Genomic DNA, 26,650 nt, shown 5'->3' on the forward strand with positions numbered 1-26,650 from the left:
CGGAATTGTGGTCCTCCTCGTCACGCACCGTCGCCGGGGCGGCCGTCCCGGGCGAGCGTCGAGCTCGCGAGGGTGTCCGCTGAGGGGGACGTTCGTTGACACGGCCACGGATGCCTGCGGAATGTAAGTAGGGTCACATTCCATCAGTCGGGAGGGCTGCTCGTCATGACCGTTTCGGAAACCTCGACCGGGTCGGCCACTGCGCCCCGGGACCCGTTCGCCCCCACGATGTTGGGCCCTGTCCGGCTTCGCAACCGCATCATCAAGGCCGCGACGTCGGAGGGGCGTTCACCCGAAGGGCTGGTGACCGACGACCTGATCGACTTCCACCTCGGCTTCGTCCGCGGTGGGGTGGGCATGACCACGGTCGCGTACTGCTGTGTGGCTCCCGAGGGCGCCAGCGCGCCCGGCCAGATACTGATGAACCGGAAGGCGCTTCCCGGGCTGCGGAAGCTGACGGATGCCGTCCACGAGGCCGGCGGCGCAATCTCCGCTCAACTCGGCCACGCCGGTGTCGTGGCCTCGAAGAAGATCACAGGTGTCACCGCGATGGCACCGAGCCGGGTGATCAACCCGTCGTCTTTCGAGTACTGCCGCGAAATCGGTCGTGCCGAGATCCAGAAGGTCGTCGATCAATTCGGTGAGGCGTCCGCCGTCGCGGTCGAGGCCGGGTTCGATGCAATCGAACTGCACTTCGGCCATCTGTATCTGCCGAGCTCGTTTCTCAGTCCGCTTCTGAACCGCAGGAAGGACGAGTACGGGGGCAGCATCGACAATCGCTCCCGTTTCGTCCGTGAGATCGCCCGGCGGGTGCGGGAAGTGGTCGGCACGCGAGTGGCTGTCACCGCGAAGATGAGCATGGACGACGGGATCCGCGGCAGCATCTGGCTCACCGAGTCCCTTCGCACAGCGCAGTTGCTCGACCAGGACCGCAACCTCGACGCGTTCGAGCTGACGCAGGGCTCGTCCTTCTTCAAGCAGATGTACCTGTTCCGCGGCGACGTGCCGGTCGACGAGTTCGCGTCGGTCATGAAGGAACCCTTCAGGACGGGTGTGCGCCTGTTCGGCAAACGGGCGCTGGGTTCGTATCCCTACGAGGATCTGTACATGCTCGAGTCCGCTCGCCAGTTCGTTCCCGTCATGGAGCACACCGCGCTGATCCTCCTGGGTGGGATCAACAACTACGACCACATCACCACCGGCATGCGGGAGGGGTTCGACTTCGTCGCCATGGGGCGCGCGCTGCTGCGGGAGCCGGATCTGATCGAGCGCATCCGCGCGGACCACACGGTGACCGGACGGTGCAACCACAACAACAAGTGCATGTACACCGTCTACGGCCGTACCCACTGTGTGCTCGTCCCCGATGAGCGCCCGGGGAACGTGGCGATCGCGGGTCCGACGCCCTTCACCGCGTCCCGTACGGCCGCACGGTAGCGACCACCGACCCGGCTCGGGAATGCGTTCCGGGCGCTCTCCGGCGGACCCGTCACCGCGGTTGATGCTGGGTGATGCAGTGGATGCCGCCCCCGCGGCGGAAGAGCGGCCGTGCGTCCACCCCCACGACGCGGCGGCCGGGATACGCGGCCGCCAGGATCTCCGCGGCCTCGTCGTCGGCGGGATCGCCGAAGCGGCAGGCGATCACCCCGCCGTTGACCACGTAGTGGTTGATGTAGCTGTAGTCCACCCAGCCCTCGTCGTCGCGCACCGTCGCCGGGGCCGGCACCCGGACGATGCGCCACGGCTCGCCGCGGGCATCGGTGCTGTGCTGCAGCCGGTCGACGATCAGGGCGGTGACGTCGAAGTCCGGGTGGTCCCGGTCGCGCTGGTCGTGGACGAGCACCACACCCGGAGACGCGATCGCGGCGACGATGTCGACGTGCCCGCGCGTGCCGTAGCGTTCCTGGTCCCGCGTCAGCCCGCGCGGCAGCCAGATCGCGCAGGTCGCACCGATGGTGCGCCGCAGTTCCGCCTCGACCGCGGCCTTGTCCAGGTGCGGGTTGCGGCCGGGGTCGAGCTGAACGGTCTCGGTGAGCAGGACGGTGCCGAGACCGTCGACCTGGATGCCGCCGCCCTCGTTGACGAGCGTCGATGCCACACGCTCGACGCCGGCGCGCTCGAGCACGAACGACGCGATCCGGGCGTCGTGGTCCCATCGGGCCCAGTCCTGGGCGCCCCAGCCGTTGAACACCCAGTCGACCCCGCCGCGGCGCCCGTCGTCGTCGAGGACGAAGGTCGGCCCGATGTCGCGCATCCAGGCGTCGTTCAGCGGAGCCTCGATCAGTTCGACGTCGCGGGACAGGTACCGGCGAGCCGCGTCGACCTGGCCGGGATCGGCCACCACGGTGACGGGTTCGAACTCGGCGACGGCATGCGCGACCGCCGCCCACGTGGCGCGGGCCTCGTGGTGCTCCTCCGCGGTGTCGCCCAGCGAGTATCCCTCGGTGGGGAAGGCCATCCACGTGCGCTCGTGCGGTTCGCTCTCTGCGGGCATGCGCCAGCTCATCGCGCGGCTCCGAAGGGTGCGTGCGCGTCCACCGGGGCGGTCAGCGAGCCGTAGGTGTCCGGGCGGCGGGTGGCCAGGAACGGGAACAGCGACAACCAGTCCCGGCGCTGTGCGAGGTCGAGATCGGCCAGCAGCACGGCGGATTCGTCGCGCGGTGCCTGCACGAGGATGCGACCGTACGGATCGGAGACGAACGAGGAGCCGTAGAAGGTGACGGCTCCCTCGCAGCCGTGCCGGTTCGGCACGATCATGAACGTGCCGTTGGCGATGCCGTTTCCGACGATCACCTGCTGCCACAGCGGACGGGTGTCGAACTCGGGATGGTCGGGTTCGGAACCGATCGCCGTCGGGTAGACGAGGATCTCGGCGCCGGCGAGCGAGTACGCGCGCGCCACCTCCGGGAACCATTCGTCCCAGCAGGTCGGCATGCCGATGCGGGCGCCGTCGAGGCCGTCGGGGGTGTGGACGGGATACGGGTCGTCGGCCGGTCCGCCCCGGAAGTAGGTGTCCTCGTGGTATCCGGCGGTCACGGGGATGTGCAGTTTCCGGGTGCGGGCCACGGGTTCGCCGGCCGGGGAGACGAGGACGGCGGTGTTGTAGCCGAGTCCGTCGGAGCCGTCGGCACGTTCGTAGAGGGAGGCGTGCACGAACACGCCGTGGGCGGAGGCGGCGGCCGCGGCGAAGGCGACGGTCGGGCCGGTCCGCAGGTCCTCGGCGGTCCGGGCGGCGTCGGCGCCGCCGGGTGTGTCGGCCGGGTAGCGACTGAGGGTGAGTTCGGGCAGGAACACGACGCGTGCGCCCAGCCCGGCGGCGGTGGCGATGCCCTCGGTGAGTTCGGCGCGCAACGTCCGTTCGTCGTCGTGCCAGCGGTGCTGGACCAGTCCGACGCGCAGCGGCGGCCGATCGGGGGATTCCACCCGGCACAGCGAGTCGGGCGGCGTGGTGGCGGTGATGGTGAGCATGGAGTCCTCGGGAATCGGTCCGGGGGATAAAACGAATTTGATTCGTTAAGTATGGTGGACGAGCGCGTTCAGGGCAAGAGCCCACGACGATTTCGAGGAGTATTCGTATGCCACGACCGCCCAAGCGGCTGCTCTCGCCCGAGATCATCACGGACGCAGCCATTCGGATGGTGGACACCGCGGGGGACTTCACCATGCCCGGACTGGCCGAACGGCTGAAGGTGCGGCCGTCGTCGCTGTACAACCACGTGTCCGGGCGCGCCGAGATCGTCGAGGCCATGCGGGCACGCATCATGTCCACCATCGTCGTGGGCGACCCGGCCGGCGACTGGTCCGAGACCGTCGCCGCCCTCGCCCGCGAGTACCGTCGCGCCTACGCCGCGCATCCGCGGCTGATCCCGCTGTTCACCGCGCAGACCGTGCAGTCACCGGTCGCGTTCGGGATGTACAACTCTCTGGCACAGGCTTTCACCGATGCCGGGTTCACGCCGGAGCAGGTGCTGCATGCCGTCACGACGGTGGACAGCTTCGTTCTCGGCTCGGCGCTCGATCTCGCCGCACCCGAGGTGGTGTGGGCGAGCGTCCCCGAAACCGGGGACGCGATGCGCGCCGCGCTGCAGGCCGCCGGCCCGAATCCGCAACGGGCCGATGCCGCCTTCGAATTCGGCCTGCGCGTACTGGTCGCCGGCCTGATCGCACAGACGCCGGCCGGGCGCTGAGCGCCCGGCCGGCGGGGATCGGTGCGGCCCGAGGTCAACCGCGGTCGGTGGAGAGCACGTCCGTCTCACCGGTGAGCGCGGCGGTGCTGCGCGTGAGGGTCTCCCCACGGAAGAACTGCGGGTTGCGGACCCGCATCACCAGCATCAGGACCGCGCCGAGCAGCAGGATCCCGAAGCCGAGGAAGAACACCAGCCCGACGCCGCCGATCTCGGCACCGCTGCCGTTGTCGGGATTCATGCTCTCGCCCACGGAGATCGCGAAGACGGCGGCGAGCATGATCCCGCCCGACAGGGGGAAGGCGAAGCGGAACACGGCGTTGCGGGCGCTGGTGAACAGCCGTCCGCGGAAGTACCACACGCACGCGAACGCGGTGATCCCGTAGTACCAGCAGATCATGATCCCCAGCGCCGCAATGGTGTCGAGCAGGGTCCGTTCGGACAGGAACGTCACGCCCGCGTAGAACACGGCGGTGACGACCCCGGCGACGACCGTCGCGTACGAGGGCACCAGAAAGCGGGGGTGCACCGCGGCCAGCCGGCGCGGGAACGCGCCGTAGGCGCCCATGGCGAGCATCGTCCGCGCCGCGGGCAGGAAGGTGGTCTGCAGGCTTGCGACCGACGAGACGAAGATGGCGAGGAAGAGCAGCAGGCCGCCCCACTGGCCCAGGACGGGATCGGCGAGGGCGCCGAAGATGTTCTCGGAGTTGTCGGGATTGCCCAGCCCGAGACCCGTCGTGCCGACTCCCGCGTACATCATCGCAGCGACCGACACGAGCAGGTAGGTCAGCAGGATCGTTGCCACGCAGAGCAACCCGGCCCGCCCCGGGGTCTTCTTCGGGTCCCGGGACTCCTCCCCGAGGGTCAGGCACGTGTCCCATCCCCAGAACGCGAAGATCGACCCGGTCACGCCGATCACGAAGGCGCCGAGCGCGAGCCCGTGGAACGGGTCGAACCAGGCCGCGTCGAGCGAGAGTCCGGCGGGCGCGTCGCCCGCGCCGACGTGCACGAGCGCCGCGACCGCGAACGCGAGCAGAAGCACCATCTGGAAGCCGACGAGCGCGTACTGGACGCGTTCGCTGGTGGTGATGCCACGGCTCGCGATCCACGTCGCGATCGCGACGAACACCAGGGTCGTGCCGACGTTGACGAGCTTGTTCCCGGGTAGATCCGCGAGCGCGGCGTCGCCGGTGACCCGAGCGAGGAACAGGTAGAAGAACTGGACGGCGATCGCGGCCAGATTGGACAGCACGATGATCGTCGCGATGACCATGCCCCAGCCGCACATCCACCCGACGTACGGGCCGAAGGCTTTCGTCGACCACGTGAACGACGCTCCGCAGTCCGGTGATTCGGAGTTGAGCTCCCGGTAGGCATACGCCGTGAGGAACATCGGGATGAACCCGGCGATGAAGATCGCCGGCATCTTCAGCCCCACGGCCGCGACGATCAGGCCGATGCTCGCCGTCAGCGTGTACCCCGGCGCGACGGACGAGATGCCCAGGACGGCCCCGGCGAACGTGCCGATCTGGCCGGCGGCCAGGCCCTTGGAGACGACCCCGTCGGTGGGTGCGGTCATCGGGATGACCTCCCGGATCTCGGTGGTGGGAAGCGAATTCGTCATGACGGGTCTACTCACTGTTCTCGAACTCGTGCTTGGGAACGACGATCATGGGCACCGGAACGACCCGCAGCATCTTCGCTGCCGTCGAACCCAGGAAGAGCCGGTGCGGTTGGGCGAGCCGGCTCGAGCCGACCATCACGACGTCGCCGTCGTGCCATTCGAGCTTCGCCACCGCCGATTCGACGGTGTCCCCGTCCGCGACGAGCGACCTGACCGGGTAGTCGCCGGGAAGCTCGGCGCGGGCGGTGTCCAGCAGGGTGCGGGCGTGGTCCCGCGCCGACTCGAGGGCGAGCTCGTGCGACTTGCGCGCGTCGCGGCCGAGAGCCTGCGGGTCGAGGGCGACGAGCGAGACGAGCCGCAGCGGCGTGCGCATCCGCTCGCAGGCGCGGACCGCGGTCCTGAGCAGGACGTCCGCTCCGGTGCGGGTGCCGAGTGCGCACGTGACCTCGCGGACGTGGGGCGCGGCGGAGTGCCGGAATCCACGCGGTGCCAGGGCCAGCGGCACGGGCGCCGAATGCAGCAGCTCGGAGGACACCGTGCCGACGGAGTGCCGGCCGAGGAGCCCGTCGCCCGCCGCCCCGAGAACGACGGCGCGCGCGCCGAGCCGGGCCACCTCGTCGAGCAGGCCCTGCGCGAAGGAGTCGTGGAAGCTCAGGTGCGTGTGTGCCCGCACGTCGTCGGGCACCGTGGCCGCCGCCTGGGCGAGCCATGCTTCGCCCGTGCCGGCGAGGACGTCCTCGTATCCGGGTTCGGCGGGCACCCGGGAGGGCACCGGGCGGTCCGGGGGCAGGACCATACAGATGTCGAGTTCGGCGCCCAGACTGCGGGCCAGCTGGACGCCGAGCGCCAGCCCGTCCGCGCCGCTGGGGGTGGCGAGGTATCCGACAACCAGTCTCATGGGATTCCGATCCGGTAGGGGAAGCCGGCGGTAGGGGTACGGCCGGCTTCCGGCAACGGCGCGGTGGGGCCGCGGAGGGTCAGTCGTGGGTGCTCATGACGTGCTTGATACGGGTGTAGTCCTCGACGCTGTAGGCGGAGAGGTCCTTGCCGTAGCCGGACTGCTTGAACCCACCGTGCGGCATCTCCGCGACGAGCGGGATGTGGCAGTTGATCCACACCGCGCCGAAGTCGAGCGCGGCGGACAGCCGCTGGGTGCGCCCGTGATCGCGGGTCCACACGCTCGCGGCGAGCCCGTAGCGGACGTCGTTGGCCAGCGCGACGGCCTCGTCCTCGGTGGCGAAGGACTGCACCGTCAGGACCGGGCCGAAGGTCTCGTCCTGCACGATGGGGTCGTGCTGATCCACGCCGGTGACGATCGTCGGTTCGAAGAAGAAGCCCTTCTCGCCGGCGCGCTTGCCGCCGGTGACGATCGTCGCCGAGGCGGGCAGGGCGGCGATCTTCTCGGTGACGCGCTGGAAGTGCACGGCGTTGTTGAGCGGGCCGTAGAAGGCGTCCGGGTCGTCGGGCCGGCCCGGACGCAGCTGCTCGGCCTGCCGCACCAGCGCGTCGACGAGGTCGTCGTGGATCGACTCGTGGACCAGTACCCGGGTGGCGGCCGTGCAGTCCTGGCCGCCGTTGAAGAAGGCGGCCGCCGCGACGGCTTCGGCGGTCTTCGGCACGTCGGCGTCGTCAAACACCAGGACGGGGGCCTTGCCGCCGAGTTCGAGGTGCGCGCGCTTGAGCTGCCGGGCCGCGGAGATCGCCACCTCGGTGCCGGCGCGGACCGAGCCGGTGATCGACACCAGGCCGAGCGCGGGATGCTCGACGAGGGCGGTTCCGGTGGCGGCGTTGCCGAGCACGACGTTGAAGACGCCGTCGGGCAGGATGTCCCGGGTCAGGCGGGCCAGCACCAGCGTGCTGTCGGGGGTGGTGTCGCTCGGCTTGAGCACGATCGTGTTACCGGCCGCGAGCGCGGGTCCGATCTTCCACAGCGCCATCATCAGCGGGTAGTTCCAGGGCGTGACCTGCCCGACCACGCCGATCGGCTCGCGCCGCACGTAGGAGGTGTGGCCCTCCATGTACTCGCCGGCCGCCTTGCCCTCGAGCATGCGGGCCGCGCCAGCGAAGAAACGCAGCTGGTCCGCGCCGACCTTGACCTCCTCGTCGGCGATCATGGATTTCGGCTGGCCGGTGTTGCGGCACTCCGCCTCGACGAGTTCGTCGCAGTGCTCTTCGAGGGCGTCGGCCAGCTTCAGCAGCGCCGCCTGGCGTTCCTTGGGGGTGGTCCTGCCCCAGGTCCGGAACGCGCGCTGCGCGGCCGCGACGGCGGCGTCGACGTCGGCGGCGGTCGACACCGGGATCGAGCCGACGAGGGATTCGTCGACCGGGTCGATCAGCGGCAGGGATTGCGTGGCCGTCGAGGGCACGAAGGCGCCGTCGATGTAGTTCTCGCGGAGATCGGTCATGACTGGGTTCCTCTCGGAGGCCTGCCCGACCGGGGGCAGGAACTCTGGTGATCAGTGTGGGCCGCACCGGTGGTGCCGGGCCAGGGGATCCGGCCGGCGGATGGGGTGCGGAGGGTTCGGAGGGCGGCGCCGCCGGGACCGGAATGTTCACCTCGTCGTGAGCGGGCCGGACGCCGGGACCGGCGCCGAGCGAGCGTGAAAAGTGGTGTGGAACAGTATGTTCGGTCTTATCGTGGTCCGGCCGGTCAGTGCGCCGGGGCGCCGGACGCTGCGGTCGCCGTCGCGGGGGAGCCGAGGGCGTCGAGGATGCGCCGGGCCGTGTCCTCGCCCATGCGCACAGCGCCGTCGACGTGCTGGTAGCCCTCGGCAGCCAGATCGGACGACGAGAAGAGGATCGGTCCGACCGGGGTGAGCTGGTCCTTGCCGTAGCGGTGCAGGCCGCCGAGATCGTAGCTCGCCGCGTAGGCCCCGCGGGTCCACTCCTCCGACCCCCAGTCGGATTCGTAGTAGACCACCGGGTTCAGCGCCTTCTCGCCGAGATAACCGGCCATGGACGAAAGGATCGCGGCCTTGCGTTCCGCGGCGGAGAGCTCGAAGACGGCGTCGGCCTTCTCGTCCGCCACGAAGGCCACCAGGGTGCCCCGCGGATCCTCGAAATTGGTGTTGTCGTAGATCTCCTGGACGAGTGCCCCGGCGCCGAAGCACGTGCCGGACAGGCCCTCCTCGCGCCAGAACGGCGTGTCGTACACGGCGTGCACCTTGATGACGAGCCCGAGGGACTGGTGCTGGTGCATCTGGTGCTGGCGGCGCGGCAGCGGCGGGACGTAGGAGATGCGGGAGTACAGGTTCGGCGGCACCGCCAGCACGGCGAACCGGGCATCGACGGCGACCCCGTCGGCCACCGCGCGCACGCGCCCCGGTGCCCCGGCCTCCTCACCTTCGGGCCAGTGCAGGGTTCGCACCGGATTGCCGAGAAACACGTCGTCGCCCAGCTTTTCGGCCAGCCGCTCCGACACCTGCTGCATACCGCCGACGACGCGCTTGTCGAGGATGAAGTCCTCGTCCACGAGGTTGCTGAACGAACCCGCGGAGGCCGCCATGAGGATCGCCTGCAGCGCGGAGAACGCGTGGGCCGGCTTGGTGAGCATGCCCCCGGCGATGAACAGCCCGATGTTGGCGCATGCCTCTTCGTCGTCCGAGTTGGCCCGGAGCCAGTGGTGGAAGGAGACGGTGTCGAGTTCCCGCGCCCGCGGATGTGCCCACGGCTCGTGGGGGCCGATCTCGGCGGCGAGCTCGTCGAGCAGCGCGATCAGCTTGTCCATCTCGGCGCGGGTGCGCTCGGACGTGGGGAACGTCTCGCCGCAGTACCGGACGGGCCGGCCCTCGGCGTCGAGGTAGATGTTCTCGCCCTCGCGGTAGCGGGCGAACGTCCGCAGGCCCAGTTCGTCGAGGAGGGCGATCAGGGCGGTCTGGTCGGGGGACACCCACTGACCGCCGATCTCGAGCATCGCTCCGTCGATGGTGTCGGTCCAGGTGCGGCCGCCGACACGGTCGCGGGCTTCGAGGACGGCGACCCGCAGGCCCGCCTGCCGCAGGCGGTGGGCGGCGGTCAGACCGGACGGGCCCGCCCCCACGACGACGACGTCACGCTCGATGGATTGCATGGGATTCCCCTTCGAGAAAATGAACGACATTCATATGTGTCGCATCACACTGTAACCTCATCGAGGCGCGAGGAGAAGACCTTCGCGGCAATTCGTGGCCGGGAATCGTGAGACGAAGGGAAGCGGCGTGGGAGAGGGGACGCACCGGCGCGCCGGTCGGCCGTCGACGAAAGTGCTGTCTCGGCAAGTGATCACCGACGCCGCGCTCGACGTGATCGAACACGGCGGCTACGACGCCTTCACCGTCGCCAAGCTCGCCCGCGCCCTCGGTGTGGCCCCGTCCGCCCTGTACAACCACGTGAGCTCGAAGCAGGACGTCCTGCTGTGGGTGCAGGAGGATCTCATGACCAAGGTCGACGTGAGCGGGTTCGGCGTCGAGCCGTGGGCCGTGGCGACGCGGCGCTGGGCCCTGTCCTACCGGGACGTGTTCGCCCGGCACGCGCCGCTGGTCCCGGTGATCGCCGTGATGCCCGTGGCGGGCGCGCCCCGCACGCTGGCGGTCTACGAGGCGGTGGCCGCGGGCTTCGCCGACGCCGGGTGGCCGATCGAGACCATCGTGCCGGTCGTCGTCGCGCTGGAGTCGTTCATCTTCGGCTCCGCGCTCGACGCCAACGCCCCGGCCGACATCTTCGACACCGCCGACCTCGCCGGCGGTAGCCCGGTGTTCACCGCAGCGATCGACGCGTTCGCCGGATCGGGCGGCGACTACACCCCGGACGCAGGTTTCGACGCCGGCCTCGACGCCATGATCGCCGGACTCGAAGCCCGCCTGGACCGGCTTCGGAAGGGCTGATCCGCAACAGAATACGGCTCGGTCCGGGGGTGCGACGTGCCGCACTCCCGGACCGAGCCGGTATTCGATTTCCTGGTGGTCCCGCTACAGGGCGATGTATTTGGTGTCGAGGTATTCCTCGATGCCCTCGGCAGCACCCTCGCGGCCGAAACCGGACTCCTTGACGCCGCCGAAGGGGGCGGCGACGTCGGAGATGACCCCGCGGTTGACACCGACCATGCCGGTCTTCAGCGCGCCCGCCACGCGCATCGCGCGGTTCAGGTCGCGGGTGTAGAAGTAGGCGGCCAGGCCGTATTCGGTGTCGTTGGCGGCGGCGACGGCCTCGTCCTCGGTGTCGAAGACGGTGATCGCCGCGACCGGGCCGAAGATCTCCTCGCGCAGCAGCCGCGCGTCGGCCGGCACCTCGTCGAGCACGGTCGGCGGGTAGAACGTGCCGGGCCCGTCGGGGATCTGCCCGCCGGTGCGGACGCGGGCACCGCGTTCGACGGCGTCGCGCACCAGCGTGTCGACCGTGGCGCGCTGGCGGGCGGTGATGAGCGGGCCGAGGTCGGTGCCGTCGTCGAGGCCGTGGCCGGTGCGCAGCGCCGCGATGCGGGCGGTGAGCTTGTCGGTGAACTCGTCCGCGACAGTGCGGGCGACGTGGAAGCGGTTGGCAGCGGTGCAGGCCTCGCCGCCGTTGCGCATCTTCGCGGCCATCGCGCCGTCGACGGCGGCGTCGACGTCGGCGTCGTCGAACACCAGGAACGGGGCGTTGCCGCCGAGTTCCATGGAGGTGCGCAGCAGCCGGTCGGCGGACTGGCGGACCAGCAGTTTGCCGACGCCGGTGGAGCCGGTGAAGGTGATCTTGCGCAGCCGCGCGTCGGCGAGCAGCGGCCCGGTGAGCGCCGCGGCGTCGGTGGCGGGCAGGATCGACAGGACCCCGGCCGGCAGGCCGGCGTCGGCGAAGACCTGCCCGAGCAGCAGCATCGTCAGCGGGGTCTCGGCGGCTGGCTTGACCAGGATCGGGCAACCGGCGGCCAGGGCGGGCCCGATCTTGCGGGTGGCCATCGCCAGCGGGAAGTTCCACGGGGTGATTGCCAGGACGGGCCCGACGGGTTCCTTGGTGACGAGGATGCGCCCGTTGCCGGCGGGGGCGGTGGCGGTGCGGCCGCCGATGCGCACGGCCTCCTCGGCGAACCAGCGCAGGAACTCCGCGCCGTAGTTCACCTCGCCGCGGGCCTCGGCGACGGTCTTGCCCATCTCGAGGGTGACGACGCGAGCGAAGTCGTCGGCGCGGGCGTGGACGAGTTCGAAAGCGGTGCGCAGGATCTCGCCCCGCACGCGCGGCGGGGTCGCCGCCCACTCGGCCTGCGCGGCGACGGCGAGGTCGAGGGCGCGCAGTCCGTCGTCGGCGGAGGCGTCGGCGACCTCGGCGAGGACCGCGCCGGTGGCCGGGTCCTCGACGGGGAACGTCGCGCCGGTGGCGGAGTCGGTGAGTTTGCCGCCGAGCCAGAGGCGGGTCGGGACCCCCGTGGGAAGGGTGTGGGTCATCGGGTGGCTCCTGCCAGGGTCGGGCGCACGCCCGCGACGTCGCGGACGGCGGCAGTGAGGACGTCGAGGCCGTCGGTGAGCAGTTCGTCGGAGATCACCAGCGGCGGCAGCAGGCGGACGACGTTGCCGTAGGTGCCGCAGGTGAGCACGATGACGCCCTGTTCGAGCGCCTTCGCGGCGATCGCCTTGGTGGCCTCCGGGTTCGGCTCGCGGGTGCCGGGCTGCACGAACTCGACGGCGAGCATCGCGCCGCGGCCGCGGACCTCGCCGACGATGTCGACGTCCGCGGCGAGCGCCCGCAACTGCTCGGTCGCGATCTGCTCGATGCGACGGGCGCGGCCGCACAGGTCCAGCTGCTCGATCCGGTCCAGGGTGGCGAGCGCCGCGGCACACGCGACGGGGTTGCCGCCGTAGGTGCCGCCGAGTCCGCCGCCGTGCACGGCGTCGATCAGCTCGGCGCGGCCGGTCACCGCGGCGAGCGGCATGCCGCCGGCGATGCCCTTGGCGAGGGTCATCAGGTCCGGGACGACGTTCTCATCGTTGCTGGCGAACCAGTCACCCGTGCGTGCGAAGCCGGTCTGCACCTCGTCGGCGACGAAGACGATGCCGTTGGCCTTCGCCCAGTCGACGAGGGTCGGCAGGAATCCCTTGGCCGGCACGATGAATCCGCCCTCGCCCTGGACGGGCTCGAGCACGATCGCGGCGACGTTGTGCGCGCCGATCTGCTTGTCGATCTGCGAGATCGCGCGGTGGGCGGCCTGCTCGCCGGTGACCTCGGTGCCGTCGTAGTTGCGGCCCTCCCGGAACGGGTAGGACGCCGGCACGCGGTGGATGTCCGGGGCGAACGGGCCGAAGCCCTCCTTGTAGGGCTGGTTCTTCGCGGTGAGCGCCATCGTCAGGTTGGTGCGGCCGTGGTAGGCGTGGTCGAAGACCACCACAGCGCTGCGGCCGGTGGCGACGCGGGCAATCTTCACCGCGTTCTCGACGGCCTCGGCGCCGCTGTTGAACAGCACCGTGCGCTTGGCGTGGTCGCCGGGGGTCAGGGCCGCGAGCTTCTCGGCGACGGCGATGTAGCCCTCGTAGGGGGTGACCATGAAGCAGGTGTGCGTGAAGTGCGCGACCTGCTCCTGCACCGCCGCCACGACCGCCGGGTCCGAGGCGCCGACACTGGTGACCGCGATGCCGGAACCCAGGTCGATCAGGGCGTTGCCGTCGACGTCGACGACGATGCCACCGTCGACGTCGGCCGCGTAGACAGGCACGGAGGAGGCCACACCCGCCCCGACGGCGGTGCGGCGCCGCTCGGTCAGTGCCGCCGAGCGCGGGCCGGGCAGCGCGGTGACCAGGCGACGCTGCTGCGGAAGGCGGTATTCGATGTACGTCATGAGGCTTCCTCGGGCTCGGCGGCGGAAAAGACGATTCGAGTATGAAAGTGGGCCAGGCACCCGAGACAGGGCCGTTTCGTACAACACGGCGAAACGCACCGCGCCATTTCGTCGAGTCGTTCTACGATGACCTCATGAGCGTCGGCATCGCCTGGCTGCTGCGGCAACCGGGACTGGGATTGGCACTGCGCGGTGGCCGGGCCGGGAAGGATCGCCAGATCGGCTTCGTTCAACCCACCGAACTGCTGGACCCGCGGCCGTGGCTCTCCGGTGGGGAACTCGTCCTCACCACCGGCCTGGGGCTGCAGCCGGAGGAGGGCGGCGAGTACGTGCGCCGCCTCGCGGAGGCGGACGTCGCCGCCCTCGGCTTCGGCACCGGGCTGTCGCACGAGCGGATTCCGCAGGCGGTCCTCGAGGCGGCCGACGCGGTGGGGCTGACTCTGCTCGAGGTGCCGTACACGACGCCGTTCGCCGCCGTGAGCCGTGCCGTCACCGCCCGGCTTGCCGAACAGCAGTACGAACTCGTGCGGCGCGCGGCCGACACCCAGGTGCGCATCACCCGTGCCGTGCTGCGTGGCGGCGTGCCGGCGATCGTGCGGGAACTGGCCGTCGCCACTCACACCGCTGTCGCCTATCTCGACGAGCGCACCGGGGAGGTGGTCGCCCACCCCGAGGCCGCGGCGGAGCTGGCGGAGCAGATCTCGGAGCTGCGCCCGGACGGCGCCGGCTCGGTCACCGCGAGCCGGCCCGGCCGGACGCTGACCGTGCAGCCGGTCACGCACGCCGGCGTCGTCAGCGGATACCTGGCCGTGCAGGCCGACCGGCCGCTCGAGAACGTCGAACTCGTCCTCATCGGCCACGCCGTCTCCCTCGTCACCCTCGAGCTGGACAAACCGCGACGGCTGCGTGCAGAACGGAATGCACTGGGCGCGAAGGTGTTCGGACTGCTCGTCGCCGGTGTCCTCGACTCCGGCGACGCTGCGGAGTATCTCGCCGACGCGGCCGGCGCGCGCAGCCGGATCCGGATCCTGCAGCTGCACACCCCGGCCGCGGCCGACGTGCGGCGCGTGCTCGACGCCGGTCTCGGTGCCCGGCAGCGGCCGCTGTACGCGCGCAGCGAGGACGAGGCGCTCACCGTGCTGCTGCGGGGTGAGGACACGCTGGCCGACGTGACGGCGCTGCTGGCGGACCTGTCCTCGCCGCAGGCCCGCACCCTGCGTGGCGGGCTCAGCGCCGCGCACCGGCTCGCCGACACCCGCCGCGCCCTCGAACAGGCCGAGCACGCCGTGGCCGCGGCGGACGCGACGCGCCGCATCGTCGAGTTCGACGCCACGCACGGAACCGCCCTGCTCGCGTCCCCGGCGGTGCGGGCCGTCCTCGAATCCGTCGCAGCCTCCACGGTTTCCGCCCTCGCCGACTACGACCGCGGCCGCGGGACCAGGCTCGTCGCGTCGCTGCGGGCCTTCCTCGAGGCGAACGGGCAATGGGAGGCGGCGGCCACCGCCCTGGAGATACACCGGCACACCCTGCGCAGCCGGATCGCCAAGGCGGAGCAGGTGCTCGGCGTGGACCTCGGTGACGCCCGGGTTCGTGCCGAGCTGCTGCTCGCCCTGCTGATCGGAGAACCGGCGCCCTAGAGCCTGTCTCAACGATCAGTGTGTCGACAGTGTATGCGGCGGTTCGGGAGGACGGCCGTACCTACCGAGGTGTTGTCCCACGCCCATTCACCACAGGCAACATCTCAGGACAACGGTGTGCGGGCAGCAAGGAAGAGGTGGAGGGCCCACCAGGTGTGACACGGGCAGACTCGGGCAGCCCCTGCATTCGGGCTGTGAGCCCTGCTCAGCTGATCGGTCCCACAACGCATCCGGCACCAACCGAGCGTACTCCGAGGGCGCGCGGTACGCCCGTGGCAGATGCTGCCACACTCGCGCCCGCACTGCGGTGTAGCACACTGCTGCAGCAGATGGTACAGCAGCCCCATCTGCCTCACCGCCCAGTCTCACTGAGTGGTCAACCCGGTCGTCGACGGAGAGTGATCCGCCACACTTGCAGCGTCGCCGGTACATACGCGAGTGTGACGTCAATGCCACGCCCCGCGAACCGGACTTCCCGCGTGTTCACTCAAATCCCGCATCCCAGAAAATAACTGGGCCTGGCAAGAGTATGGAGATCTGCTCGTGACAACTACCACAGACAGCCGCGACCCCCATCGGGGGCCTCGGTCCGATTCGCGTGGACGCTTCGATCGACAGCGTCCCGCGTGGGTGATCATCGCGGTTCTGGTTGCAGTGGAGATCATCAGCGCGTTCGAGACGTCGATGGTATTCGCGGCACTACCGACGTTCATCCGCGAGTTCGACAGTGATGCCGCAACAGTCGGATGGGCGGTGACGGCATTCCTTCTGGTGGCCGCTGCATCTGCCGCGGTGTGCGGGCGCCTCGGCGACATATACGGGCGCGAACGTGTCCTGGTCGTTCTGCTCGCCGTTGCCGCGGTCGGATCGCTCGTCAGCGCCATCGGTGACAGCATCGGCAGTATCATTGCCGGCCGGGCGATCCAGGGAGTCGCGGGTGCGATCCTGCCGTTGTGCATCGGCGTGGCCCGTGCGCACCTTCCGGCCGCGAAAGTTCCTGTCGCCGTTGCTCTCATTTCGGGTTCAGCCATTGCTGCAGGTTCAGCGTCGTTGTTGGTCGCCGGCGTGATGATCGACTATGCGAGCTGGCACATGATCTTCTTCGTCGCGGCCGCCTACGCTGTGGTTGCTCTTCTTCTGGTGCTGTTCGTCCTGCCGTGGCGCGTGGCCGGTGGGACGAAGCAACGGGTCGACTACGTCGGTGCGATCGCATTCGCACCCGCGATCGCGGCATTGCTGCTCGGCATCAGCAAGTCGGGCGCGTGGGGCTGGGACGACACGCGAACCCTCGGCCTCGTCATCGGTGGCTCGACGGTTCTCGCGTTGTGGGTGCTGTGGGAACTTCGGGTGACAGACCCTATCGTGAACGTGCGGATGTTCGCCGACCGAAAGTTCGCGCTCACGATGTGTGCGACGGTCGCGATCATGATCGGTCCCATGGGTGTCAGCACGATGATCATTCCGCTGGTTCTGCAATCTCCGACCACCGCACCGTTCGGGCTGGGCATCTCGCCGACCAACGCTGGTTGGCTGTCCTTCGTCGGCTCGATCTTCGGCTTCGTGTGCACTCCGCTCAGTGGTCGCATCACGCGTGCGGTCGGCTCGCGGGTATCGATGCTGCTCGGAACGGTTCTTTTCACGATCGGCAGCGGGATGATCATCGTCTTCCACGACTCGGTCGTCGGTATGGCTGCGATGATCATCACTGTTTCGATTGCGACCGCTTTTGCTTTCACTGCACTGCCGAATCTCGTCGTCGAGGCGGTCCCGGAGGGGAATACTAGTGAAGCGGCGGGTACCAACGCGGTGTTGCGTACTGCTGGTCAGGGAATCGGCACCTCGGTTGCAACGATGCTGCTGGTGTCGTCCGCGGGGGCCGGCACCGGCGGGCTCAACTCGGTCGCCGCGCTGATGATTGTGGGAGGACTGCTGACGCTCGGAATGACGTTGCTGATTCCTCGGGGCAGCGCTTACACCGGCGCGTGAGGGTAGTTCGAGTCCGGAAAGGATCGTCAGGAAGCGGTATTCGGTCGATCAGACCGGGTGCGTGCGGTCTTCTACAGATGGCATCCCAGGCGCTCCCTGTTGTCGGCGCCGCAGCATGTCTGCGGCGTCGACAACCCGGTCCTGTGCCGGGAGTGGATCATCCGTCATCTCCTGATGGGTAGGTGTACAGGGACGTTCTGCGATTTCGCACAGTCCGATGTCGACCTGGTCTGTGCCGCTGCAGTGGACATCGCGAGGTGCGGCATCGCGCGATACGATGCACGGCCCGGCTCATCCGAGCAACTCCGCGATATCGGCCCACAGGCGGGTGCGGGCCTGAGCCGTGATCGCGAGCGTAGGGATCGTCAGGAAGCCGTGGAAGACGTCCTCGTATCGGCGATGGATGGTACGCACGCCGGCCGCGCGCAGCCGTTCCGCGTAGGCGCGACCCTCGTCGGCGAGCGGGTCACACGCGGCGGTGACGACGATCGCCGGCGGCAGACCCTCCAGCGTGTCGGCCCTTGCAGGGAAGATTTGGTGCGAGCGGGCAGCGTTGCGGGCTCCGTCGGGAGCGTACTGCTGCCAGTACCACTGCATGGCGGCGCGTGTATTGAAGTAGCCCTCACCGAACTTCCGATACGACGGCGTGTCGAAGTCGTTGTCGATCACCGGGTAGATGAGTACTTGTCCCGCGATTGCCGGGCCGGTTCGGTCCCGGTCCATCAGCGCGGTGACCGCAGCCAGATTGCCGCCGGCGCTGTCGCCGGCCACGACGACACGATCCGGGTCTATGCCCAGCTCGCCCGAGCGTGCGCGAGCCCACTCGAGGGCCGTGTGCACGTCTTCGGCCGCAGCGGGCGCGGGATGCTCGGGGGCCAATCGATAGTCCACCGAAATAACCACTGCAGAAACGGCATTTGCCATAGAACGGCACAATTCGTCATGGGTGTCGAGGTCGCAGAAGACGAAGCCGCCGCCGTGTGCGAAGACGATGGCGGGGCTCGCAACCAGAGGGGCCGTGGCGTCGTGGACGGGAGGACGATAGATGCGTAGCGGAAGGCGGCCGCCGGGACCGTCGATGGCGGTGTCGGTCACGGAGCCGACCGCCTCGGGGTCCGTCACCACCTGCTTCCGGGCAAGTACGGCGGCTCGGGCGTCGGCGGCCGACATGTCTTCTACGCGAGGAAACCCGGCGTTGAGTGCGTCGAGCATGGTCTGGACGTCATCGGCAAGGGGCATGGCGCTCCGTTCTCGAGCGGGTGGCAGGAATGCATCAATGGGCTTCGACGCTGCACGAGCGGCGCAACGGCAGCGGCACGAACCGGACGATCGTGGAAGTTGTCGGCACGGAGGGTCTGATCGTACGACGGGAACCGGATCCGGAACGTAGAAGCATCGTCCTTCGTCTGTTCGTGGGGCAGTACGGCTACCGCGGTCGTGCGAAGACGATTACCCGCATGGCCGCAACGGCTCATTGGTGTTGGGAGAGTTCGGATACCGCCGCGACGAGCATCTCGCCGAAGGCTGCGCACTTGTCCGGTGTGAGGCGGGTCGCCGGTGCGCTGATCACCAATGCGCCCACTGGTGTTCCGGTCGAGTCGAGGATGGCAGCGCCGACGCTGTTGGAGCCTTCGAGCACCGCGCCTGCGCTCGATGCCCAGCCGCGCTCCCGAATCTCGTTGTACTCTGCCGATGTCAGGAGTTTCTCCGGTGCCGCCGCTTGCGCTGTTCGCTGTGTCGGAGTCAGGTGGGCGAAGATGGCTCTGCCGGCTGAGCTTGTCTCGGGTGGATGAATCTGTCCGATCGGCAGGGCAGTCCGAACCAGCTGCGTGCTCTCGGCGACGTCTGCGACGACGATGGCGGTGTTGTCGAGTAGTGCGAGGTGGACTGTCTCGCCGGTCGTGTCTCGCAGCGGGCCGAGCAACTGGCGTGCCCGACCCTGCAGGGACGACGATTGGCGGGCCCGGCCCGCGACGACAATCGGTTTGGCGGCGAGTTCCCACTGAGGGGACGATGTGGGGGCCGGCTGAATCCACCCCGCCTCGTGCAGTGTCGCAAGTATCCGTTGAAGTGCGCTCTTGTCCTCGCCCGTGGTCGCGGACAAGGCGGTGAGGCCGATCGGCTGGTGTGCAGCGATCGCCTCGAGGATGTGAAGGCCGCGCGCGAGGCTACGGATCGTCTTGACTGTGATCTGGATCCCTCCTATCCTTCAATCGAAAGTGATACCAAGTATCACTGAGAGATATCGAGATGTCAACTCCCGAAGATCGCAGGATCCAGAACGGATCTCGTGGCGCCCCTCATCGGCCCGACGGCAGTGCGAAACGAATCGATAGGAGATCCCCATGGGATTCACCCCGACAGCGGACCGGCTCATGCCGGACCTGACCCCAGCGGAGGAGATCGTTCTGCTGGCTCGGACCCTGTGGGCCGAGGGCTACCGTGACCATCTGGCCGGGCACATCACGTACGCAGTCGGTGACGGCACGTTGTTGTGCAACCCGTGGTTGCTGACCTGGGAGGAGTTCGGGCCCGACGATGTCCTCCGGATCGACCTGGAGGGGAATCCGATCGAAGGCAACTGGCCTGTTCCTCTCGGAATCCCGCTACACCTGGCATTGCACAAGGTTCGGCCGGATGTGAAATTTGCAGTACACAACCACTCCGAATTCGGAACTGTATGGGCGGACCTCAAAGAGATCCCGCCCATGTACGACCAGAGTTCCAGCCTGGGCGGTGGTGAGCTCGTCCTCGTCGACGAATACGAGGGAGGAGTGGACAGCGTGGCCGCCGCCGAGGCAGCGATCCGTGGCGTCGGTACTGCGGACATCGCCCTCCTCGGCGGGCACGGGGTGTTCGTGCTCGGCAGTACTGCGCGTGCGACCTACCTGCGCGCAGTCTCGCTCGAGATCCGCAGCAAGAACGCGTGGATGACACGCGTGGCCGGTGGGCCGGAGAAGACCTCGTTGCCCGACTGGTGGTTGGACAGGCAGAGCCGCAGCGACGGGAACGGATACCACGGGTTCTGGGAGGCCGCGGTCCGCAAGGCGTTGCGGTCCGAGCCGGAGTTGCTGGACAAGATCGCCTCGGTGTCGACGTGACAACCCGGTTCCCGAGCACAGGACTGATCGGAACAGTCGGCACGGCAGGTCCGGGCACCGCGACGGGCGCGCAGCGAGTGGTCGTGCTGGTGCCGGACCAGCGAGGTGCCGAGGCTTTCAGGGATTCGACACAGGTCGAGACTGTCGTCTGGGATCTGTCGGGCCCGCCCCCGGTCGAAGCGGTCCGGGCAGAGGTCCTGGTGACCCGTGGAGTCGACCCCGGGTCCGTGGCACAGTTGTCAGCACACCTACCGCGATTGCGGATGATCCAGCTCTTCAGCGCCGGCCGCGATGCCTGGGCGGGGCTGATCCCCGACGGTGTCGTGGTCTCCGGCGCTGACCGAATCCACGGCGGTCCGGTCGCGGAGTGGGTGATGGCACAACTGCTGGCCCACTACCGGGACCTGGCGGGCTACCGCGCCAAGCAGTGCGCTCAGTCCTGGGAACGGCATGCGACCGGCACCTTGACAGGTAAACGCGTGCTGGTGCTCGGCGCCGGAGACATCGGCGAGAACATCCAGCGGCGGGCCGTACCGTTCGGTGTCGAGCTGACGCTCGCGGCCCGCACCGCCCGGGACGGCGTCGTCGACCTGGCTGCTGCACGAGCGGTGCTGCCCGAGCAGGATGCTGTGGTCCTGGCCCTCCCGCTCACGGGGGACACCCGAGGACTGGTCGACACCGTGTTCCTGGCTGCGATGCGGCCAGGAAGCGTACTCGTCAATGTCGGGCGCGGACCCCTTGTCGACACCGACGCCCTCGTCGTCGAACTCATGAGGGGGCGGCTGTACGCCATCCTCGACGTCACCGACCCCGAGCCCCTGCCCCGCGGGCATCCGTTGTGGACTGTGCCGGGCGCCCTCGTCACCCCACACAGCGCAGCCATCACCGACGACACCGGCGACCGCTGCTGGGAGGCCATCGTTCGAAACGTTACGGAGTTCGTCCAGGCTCCGAGGAGAGGAACACCATGAGTGTGCGAACCCAGCGTGCAGCAAAGGTTCTGGGGACATCCGCCGTCGCCGCCCTGATTCTCTCGGCCTGCGGAGGGGGAGGCTCGGGCAGCGCTGCAGGCACCGGTACCGGGGAGATCGACCGGGATGCGATTCTGCGAGTGACCACGGCTGCCCCATCGCGAAACCTGGATCCACATCAGCAGGCCAGCTATAGCGGAGTCAGCTACATCACGCCGATCTTCGACCGGCTGACCATGGTCGACAGTGACGACAACCTGGTACCCGGACTCGCGACGGAGTGGGAATTCGCACCGGACGGGAGCTACCTGGAACTCCGGCTGCGCGACGATGTCACGTTCAACGACGGCACGCCGTTCGATGCGTCGGCGGTGGCGGCGAACATCGAGCGCGGCAAGACTCTGCCCGGCAGCACCGTGGTGGAATCGCTCGAGGACATCACGACGGTGGACGTGGTGGACGCGCGCACGGTACGGCTGAACCTCGTGCCGGGCGCAGGCGTCGGACTGCCCGGTGCGTTCAGCACCAATGTGGGAATGATGATCAGCCCCAGAGCAATTGCAGCTGGTGCCGATATCCGGAACGACCCCGGTGAGGCCGGCTCAGGACCGTACGTCGTCACCGCCTACGTGCCGCAGGAGTCCATGACCCTGGCCCGCGCCGACGACGACTACTGGGATGATACGGCGGGTCGCCTCGCCGGCATCGAGATCACCGGCATACCCGATGCGTCGACCCGACTCAACGGGGTACGCACAGGGGCCTCCGATCTGACATGGGTCAGCTCGGCGAACGAGATCGTGGAGGCCCAGGGACTCGCCCGACAGGGCGCCGTGCAGATCTACGAGGTCGAGTTCCGCAATGTGCTCGGCGTGATGATGCGCGCGCAGGGCGACCTCGTGAACCCCGCAGTCCGGCAGGCCGTGGCCCGGGCGATCGATCCGGTCGCGATCAGCGCACTGTTCTCGAACACCTGCACCCCCTACCAGCAGATGTATCCCGCGAGCAGCTGGTCAGCGGACGGCTCCTACGAGTACCCCTACACATTCGACGAGGTCGCGGCGAAGAGCCTGGTCGGCGGCGCGAACTCGCCGGCTATCGCCCTTACGTTCGGGGCCGGTACGAACACCGAGAAGCCGGCCAATGTCATCCAGGCTGACTTGACGAAGGCCGGATTCACTGCGGAGCTGAACCCCGTCCCCATCACGCAGGCCGAGCCGCGCTACATCGCCGGTGATTTCCAGGCGATCGTTACCAACAGCTTCAGCCCGAAGATCGACCCGGACGAGACGGTGGACACCTTCGTCACGGGCGAGTACGGATTCGGCAACAACAACCCCGAGATCGCCGCGTTGGCGGAGCAGGCCGCGGACCCCACCCTGTCTCAGGACGATCGCGCGGAGTTCTACAAGCAGATCTGGGCGCTGACACTCGAGGAGGCTTTGTTCGTCCCGATCTGCCACCAGACCAACGTGACCGTGCACTCCGGCAAGGTCGTCGGTGCGGACAACCTGCCATGGGTGAATACCGGCATCTTCGACATCCGCACGGTGGCGATGCTCGAGTAGCACCGCGGACACAACGTGGATCCGCACCACAGCGGCCGCGTCCCAGGGGCGGCATCGTCGCCGCATCCGGGTACTTGTCGGGCCATCGAAAACTGACTGTTCCAACCTGAAAGGCCGCCATGTTGCGTTACGCGGGCCGGCGATTGCTGGCTGCAGTGCCGCTACTGCTGACAGTGCCGTTTCTGATCTTCCTGTTGATCGACCTCTCTCCGGGGGATCCCGCCGTTGTGCTTGCAGGCGAGGATCCCACCCCGGAACGGCTGGCCGCCATTCGGGAGAACCTACGACTCGACGACAGCGTGTTCGCCCGCTATGTGGACTGGCTCGGGGGGGTCCTCCAGGGCGACCTGGGCCAGTCCTTCCTGTCGAATCAGTCCGTCACAGAGCTGATCACCAGACGCATGGCCACGACGATGTCGCTGGTGCTGTTCGCGATGGTCGTTGCGGTGTCAGTCGGCATGCTGCTCGGGGTGGTGGCGGCCATCCGTCCGGGCGGCGTCGTCGACCGTGCGGTCAACGTGGTGGCGTCGGTCGCCATCGCGATCCCGGCGTTCTGGTTCGGCCTGGTGCTGGTCTCGCTCTTCGCGGTGAGCCACCAGATCCTCCCCGCGTTCGGCTATGTCCCGCTGTCCGACGGCTTCGTCCCGTGGTTCCGACACTTGGTGTTGCCGGGGACGGCGCTGGCACTGCTGCCCGCCGCCGAAGTGGCATTGCAGCTGCGGTCCGCGCTCGGTGAGGTGATCAGGAGCGACTACATCCTCAACGCCGAGGCCCGCGGGTTGAGCAGGGGCAGTGTACTGCTCAAGCATGGGCTCAAGAACGCGTGCATCCCCGTCGTCACGGTTCTCGGATTCCGAGTCTCCGAGGTGCTCGGCGGCGCGGTCACCATCGAGATCATCTACGGCATGCCCGGCTTGGGCAGCCTGGCGGTCGACAGTGTGCAGAACCACGACATCCCAGTGCTTCTGGGGTTCGTGCTGTTCACCACGCTGGTGGTGGTGTTCGTGAACCTCCTGGTGGACGTCTCGTACGGCTATTTCAACCCGAAAGTCCGCTCATGAAAACACAATCGGATATCGAACCCGCGAAGACCGACACCGGTGGCATGCTCCGCGGACTGCGGCACCGGCCGGCTTCGCTGATGGCACTGGCATTCGTGCTCACGTTGGTTCTTCTGGCCGTCTTCGCACCATGGGTCGCGCCCTATGATCCATATGAGCAGGAGCTGCTCGCCCGACTCCAACCACCGAGTGCCGAGCATTGGCTGGGAACCGACGACTACGGGCGGGATGCACTGAGCCGGTTGATCTTCGGTGTGCAGATTTCTCTGACCGCCGCAGTACAGGCCGTGGGGCTCGCGCTGGTGCTCGGTCTGCCGCTGGGCGTGATCGCCGGCTACGTCGGCGGTGGGGTCGACACCGTGTCGACCCGAATCATGGACGCGTTGATGAGCGCTCCCTCCCTGGTGCTGGCCATAACCATTGTGGCGGTACTCGGCTCGGGCATCACGAATGCGATGCTGGCCGTGGGTCTGGTCATGACCCCGCGATTCTTCCGCGTGGCACGCGCCTCTACGATGGACGTGCGCCACGAGACATATATCGAGTCGGCGGTGGCGCTCGGCTGCCGACCGAGCCGCGTGGTCGTCCGGCATGTCCTGCCTAATGTGCTGCCGCCAGTGGTACTGGTGATGTCGGTGTCCCTGGGTGCGGCCGTGGCCGCCGAGGCCTCACTGAGCTTTCTGGGCCTGGGCGCCAAGGCGCCGGCGGCGAGTTGGGGCGCCATGCTCAGCACTGCCGCGTCGAACATGCAACTCGCGTCCTACCTGGTGTGGCCGCCCGGAATGATGATCTTTCTTACCGTGCTGGCCTTCACCTATCTCGGTGACGGCGTGCGACGGGCAATGGTGAGGAGCCGAAGTGGCAGTGAAGATGGCTGATACGACGACCGTTACAACTCCAGCGCGGACCGCCTCGCCCCTTCTGCGGGTTCGAGACCTGTCGGTGCAGTTCCCGGCCGGCCGTGGCACGTGGATGACCGCAGTGGACCGGGTCTCGTTCGATGTGGCGGCCGGCGAGTCGGTCGCGCTGGTCGGCGAGTCCGGTTCGGGTAAGACCGTGACCTCCCTGGCCGTCATGGGGTTGACCGAGAAGACCGGCGGTCGGCTCGCGCCGGGCTCCCGAGTGGAGTTCGACGGCCAGGACCTGACCGCGGCGCCGGCGCGCGTCTGGAGAGAACTGCGCGGTGGCGGGATGGGGATGATCTTCCAGCAGCCCATCCGCAGCTTGAACCCGGCGTTCACGGTGGGCGATCAGATCGCGGAGTCCGCGCGCCGACACTTGGGACTGGGACGCAAGGCGGCGATGGCGAAGGCCGTCGAGATGTTGGAGCTGGTGCAGATCCCTCGCGCGGCCGACCGGGTCGACGACTATCCGCATGCGTTCAGCGGCGGCATGTGCCAACGGGTCATGATCGCGATGGTGATGGCGTGCAGCCCGCGGCTCCTCATCGCCGACGAGCCGACGACCGCACTGGATGTGACTGTGCAGGCGACCATCCTGGCGTTGCTCCGAGACCTACAGGAGCAGACGGGTGTCGCACTGCTGTTCGTCAGCCACGACCTCGCCGTCGTCGCCGAGGTCTGCCAGAAGGTGGTGGTGATGTATGCCGGCGAGACAGCCGAAGAGGGCACGATCGACGACGTATTCTTCCGCCCGGCCCATCCGTACAGCTCGGGTCTGCTCGCGTCGATTCCTCGGCCCGGCTCCGACGCAGGTCGCCGGCTTGCGGCGATCCCCGGCGGTATCCCGGCGGCTGGGGACTGGCCGGACGGCTGCCGCTTCTTCGACCGCTGCGAGCACGCGAAGCGAGGTCTGTGCGACTCGGTCCATCCTCCGATGATCCGGGTAACCGAAACCGGCCAGGCGCGCTGCGTGCGCGCCGCCGACCTGACTCTGGACGGGGTGACGATCCGATGAGCCTGCTCGAAGTGTCGAATCTGTCGAAGTCCTTCGGCTCCGGGCGCAACTGGTGGGGCCGCCCGCAGAAAGGCCCCGCGGCCGTCAGCGATGTCAGCTTCACATTGGCGGCGGGCGAATGCCTGGCCGTGGTTGGCGAGTCCGGCGCGGGCAAGTCGACGGTCGGTCGCATCGTGCTGCGGTTGATCGAGCCGGACACCGGGTCCATCACGTTCGACGGTGTGGATGTACGCGCGGCAGGGCCGGCCGCGTTACGTCGGATGCGCCGTGGGATGCAGATGATCTTCCAGGACCCGCACAGCTGCTTGAACCCGCGGATGACCATCGCGGAGGCGGTGGCCGAGCCGCTGCTGGTCCACACGCACCTTGCCCGGAACGCGCGTGAGAAGGCAGTCCGCGAGCTGTTGGACAAGGTCGGGATCGGCTCCCGCTACCTGGTCCGCTACCCGGCCGAGCTCTCCGGCGGGCAGCTGCAGCGCGTCGCCATCGCCAGGGCACTGACACTGAACCCGAAGATGATCGTCTGCGACGAGCCGGTGGCTGCGCTGGACGTGTCAGTGCGCGCACAGGTACTGAATCTGCTTCGCGACCTGCAGGACGAGCTGGGCCTTGCCTACCTGTTCATCGGCCACGACCTGGCGCTGATCGAGGTGATCGCGGACCGAGTGCTGGTGATGGCAGGCGGTCGCGTCGTGGAGTCGGGCGTCGTCGCGGAAGTGTTCACGAATCCGCGGGAGCAGTACACCCGCATGTTGCTCGACGCGATCCCGGTCCCGGTGCCCCGCTCGGCCAGGGTCGGCGCGCACGACGGATCCTCCACTTGA

22 protein-coding genes are annotated in these 26,650 nt (G+C 68.5%); 12 read left to right on the forward strand and 10 right to left on the reverse strand.

Translation table 11 applies throughout. The annotated features are described in order from the left end of the window. Positions 1-165: 165 nt before the first annotated feature. Positions 166-1,437 (forward strand): NADH:flavin oxidoreductase, encoded by a 1,272-nt coding sequence (locus QYS60_RS01705; protein ID WP_289380649.1) that lies wholly within the window; start codon positions 166-168, stop codon positions 1,435-1,437. 52 nt (positions 1,438-1,489) lie between these two features. On the opposite strand, the gene QYS60_RS01710 is transcribed toward QYS60_RS01705, so the two are convergent. Then, positions 1,490-2,506 carry an agmatine/peptidylarginine deiminase gene (locus QYS60_RS01710; RefSeq protein WP_371382234.1) on the reverse strand — a complete coding sequence of 339 codons (1,017 nt, stop codon included), beginning with the start codon at positions 2,504-2,506 and terminating at the stop codon, positions 1,490-1,492. Beyond that, positions 2,503-3,468, reverse strand: a complete 966-nt coding sequence (locus QYS60_RS01715; protein WP_371382235.1) for a nitrilase-related carbon-nitrogen hydrolase — start codon at positions 3,466-3,468, stop codon at positions 2,503-2,505. The genes QYS60_RS01710 and QYS60_RS01715 overlap by 4 nt, the downstream gene beginning before the upstream one ends. Positions 3,469-3,575: 107 nt before the next feature. Here QYS60_RS01715 and QYS60_RS01720 point away from each other — a divergent pair, with 107 nt between their 5' ends. Continuing rightward, positions 3,576-4,187 (forward strand): TetR/AcrR family transcriptional regulator C-terminal domain-containing protein, encoded by a 612-nt coding sequence (locus tag QYS60_RS01720; protein WP_371382236.1) that lies wholly within the window; start codon positions 3,576-3,578, stop codon positions 4,185-4,187. Between the two features lie 34 nt (positions 4,188-4,221). On the opposite strand, the gene QYS60_RS01725 is transcribed toward QYS60_RS01720, so the two are convergent. The 4 genes from QYS60_RS01725 to QYS60_RS01740 form a co-directional block, all read right to left on the reverse strand. After that, positions 4,222-5,763, reverse strand: a complete 1,542-nt coding sequence (locus QYS60_RS01725; RefSeq protein WP_371382300.1) for an APC family permease — start codon at positions 5,761-5,763, stop codon at positions 4,222-4,224. A gap of 52 nt (positions 5,764-5,815) precedes the next feature. Beyond that, positions 5,816-6,706 carry a universal stress protein gene (locus QYS60_RS01730; protein WP_289380644.1) on the reverse strand — a complete coding sequence of 297 codons (891 nt, stop codon included), beginning with the start codon at positions 6,704-6,706 and terminating at the stop codon, positions 5,816-5,818. A gap of 79 nt (positions 6,707-6,785) precedes the next feature. Then, entirely contained in the window at positions 6,786-8,213 is a 1,428-nt protein-coding gene (locus tag QYS60_RS01735) for a gamma-aminobutyraldehyde dehydrogenase (protein ID WP_289380643.1), read from the reverse strand. Positions 8,214-8,458: 245 nt separating this feature from the next. Then, positions 8,459-9,877: an NAD(P)/FAD-dependent oxidoreductase gene (locus QYS60_RS01740; protein ID WP_289380642.1), complete on the reverse strand. Its 1,419-nt coding sequence runs from the start codon at positions 9,875-9,877 to the stop codon at positions 8,459-8,461. 187 nt (positions 9,878-10,064) lie between these two features. On the opposite strand from QYS60_RS01740, the gene QYS60_RS01745 reads away from it, so the two are divergent. After that, positions 10,065-10,670, forward strand: coding sequence for a TetR family transcriptional regulator (locus tag QYS60_RS01745; RefSeq protein WP_054371262.1), 606 nt, complete (start codon positions 10,065-10,067; stop codon positions 10,668-10,670). Between the two features lie 84 nt (positions 10,671-10,754). Here QYS60_RS01745 and QYS60_RS01750 read toward each other — a convergent pair whose 3' ends face one another. Together QYS60_RS01750 and gabT are read right to left on the reverse strand one after the other, a co-directional pair. Further along, positions 10,755-12,200 (reverse strand): NAD-dependent succinate-semialdehyde dehydrogenase, encoded by a 1,446-nt coding sequence (locus QYS60_RS01750; RefSeq protein WP_371382237.1) that lies wholly within the window; start codon positions 12,198-12,200, stop codon positions 10,755-10,757. Next, the gene (gene gabT, locus QYS60_RS01755; RefSeq protein WP_371382238.1) at positions 12,197-13,585 is read right to left on the reverse strand and encodes a 4-aminobutyrate--2-oxoglutarate transaminase; all 1,389 of its coding nucleotides are present in this window, start codon (positions 13,583-13,585) and stop codon (positions 12,197-12,199) included. Before gabT ends, QYS60_RS01750 begins: the two co-directional genes overlap by 4 nt. 134 nt (positions 13,586-13,719) lie before the next feature. On the opposite strand from gabT, the gene QYS60_RS01760 reads away from it, so the two are divergent. Together QYS60_RS01760 and QYS60_RS01765 are read left to right on the forward strand one after the other, a co-directional pair. Next, a complete protein-coding gene (locus QYS60_RS01760) occupies positions 13,720-15,222 on the forward strand; it encodes a PucR family transcriptional regulator (protein ID WP_371382239.1) in 1,503 nt (500 codons plus the stop codon). 630 nt (positions 15,223-15,852) lie between these two features. After that, complete coding sequence (locus QYS60_RS01765; RefSeq protein ID WP_371382240.1) at positions 15,853-17,208, forward strand: MFS transporter; 1,356 nt, start codon at positions 15,853-15,855, stop codon at positions 17,206-17,208. 291 nt (positions 17,209-17,499) lie between these two features. Here QYS60_RS01765 and QYS60_RS01770 read toward each other — a convergent pair whose 3' ends face one another. Both QYS60_RS01770 and QYS60_RS01775 read right to left on the reverse strand, forming a co-directional pair. Continuing rightward, positions 17,500-18,447, reverse strand: a complete 948-nt coding sequence (locus QYS60_RS01770; RefSeq protein WP_371382241.1) for an alpha/beta hydrolase — start codon at positions 18,445-18,447, stop codon at positions 17,500-17,502. Positions 18,448-18,679: 232 nt separating this feature from the next. Further along, positions 18,680-19,414, reverse strand: coding sequence for an IclR family transcriptional regulator (locus QYS60_RS01775; RefSeq protein WP_371382301.1), 735 nt, complete (start codon positions 19,412-19,414; stop codon positions 18,680-18,682). Positions 19,415-19,553: 139 nt separating this feature from the next. Between QYS60_RS01775 and QYS60_RS01780 the strand changes: the two genes are divergently transcribed. The 7 genes from QYS60_RS01780 (at position 19,554) to QYS60_RS01810 (ending at position 26,650) form a co-directional block, all read left to right on the forward strand. After that, a complete protein-coding gene (locus QYS60_RS01780) occupies positions 19,554-20,309 on the forward strand; it encodes a class II aldolase/adducin family protein (RefSeq protein ID WP_371382242.1) in 756 nt (251 codons plus the stop codon). A 263-nt stretch (positions 20,310-20,572) separates the two neighbouring features. Then, positions 20,573-21,280 (forward strand): NAD(P)-dependent oxidoreductase, encoded by a 708-nt coding sequence (locus QYS60_RS01785; protein ID WP_371382243.1) that lies wholly within the window; start codon positions 20,573-20,575, stop codon positions 21,278-21,280. Beyond that, positions 21,277-22,848 carry an ABC transporter substrate-binding protein gene (locus QYS60_RS01790; RefSeq protein ID WP_371382302.1) on the forward strand — a complete coding sequence of 524 codons (1,572 nt, stop codon included), beginning with the start codon at positions 21,277-21,279 and terminating at the stop codon, positions 22,846-22,848. The genes QYS60_RS01785 and QYS60_RS01790 overlap by 4 nt, the downstream gene beginning before the upstream one ends. Before the next feature lie 119 nt (positions 22,849-22,967). Further along, on the forward strand, positions 22,968-23,909 hold the full coding sequence (locus QYS60_RS01795) for an ABC transporter permease (RefSeq protein WP_371382244.1): 942 nt from the start codon (positions 22,968-22,970) through the stop codon (positions 23,907-23,909). Beyond that, positions 23,906-24,787 (forward strand): ABC transporter permease, encoded by an 882-nt coding sequence (locus tag QYS60_RS01800; protein ID WP_371382245.1) that lies wholly within the window; start codon positions 23,906-23,908, stop codon positions 24,785-24,787. The genes QYS60_RS01795 and QYS60_RS01800 overlap by 4 nt, the downstream gene beginning before the upstream one ends. Beyond that, on the forward strand, positions 24,780-25,826 hold the full coding sequence (locus QYS60_RS01805) for an ABC transporter ATP-binding protein (RefSeq protein ID WP_371382246.1): 1,047 nt from the start codon (positions 24,780-24,782) through the stop codon (positions 25,824-25,826). Before QYS60_RS01800 ends, QYS60_RS01805 begins: the two co-directional genes overlap by 8 nt. Further along, positions 25,823-26,650 carry an ATP-binding cassette domain-containing protein gene (locus QYS60_RS01810; protein ID WP_371382247.1) on the forward strand — a complete coding sequence of 276 codons (828 nt, stop codon included), beginning with the start codon at positions 25,823-25,825 and terminating at the stop codon, positions 26,648-26,650. Before QYS60_RS01805 ends, QYS60_RS01810 begins: the two co-directional genes overlap by 4 nt.

Source organism: Rhodococcus sp. GXMU-t2271, from assembly GCF_041414735.1.
In the GTDB taxonomy this organism is placed as follows: domain Bacteria; phylum Actinomycetota; class Actinomycetes; order Mycobacteriales; family Mycobacteriaceae; genus Rhodococcus; species Rhodococcus indonesiensis.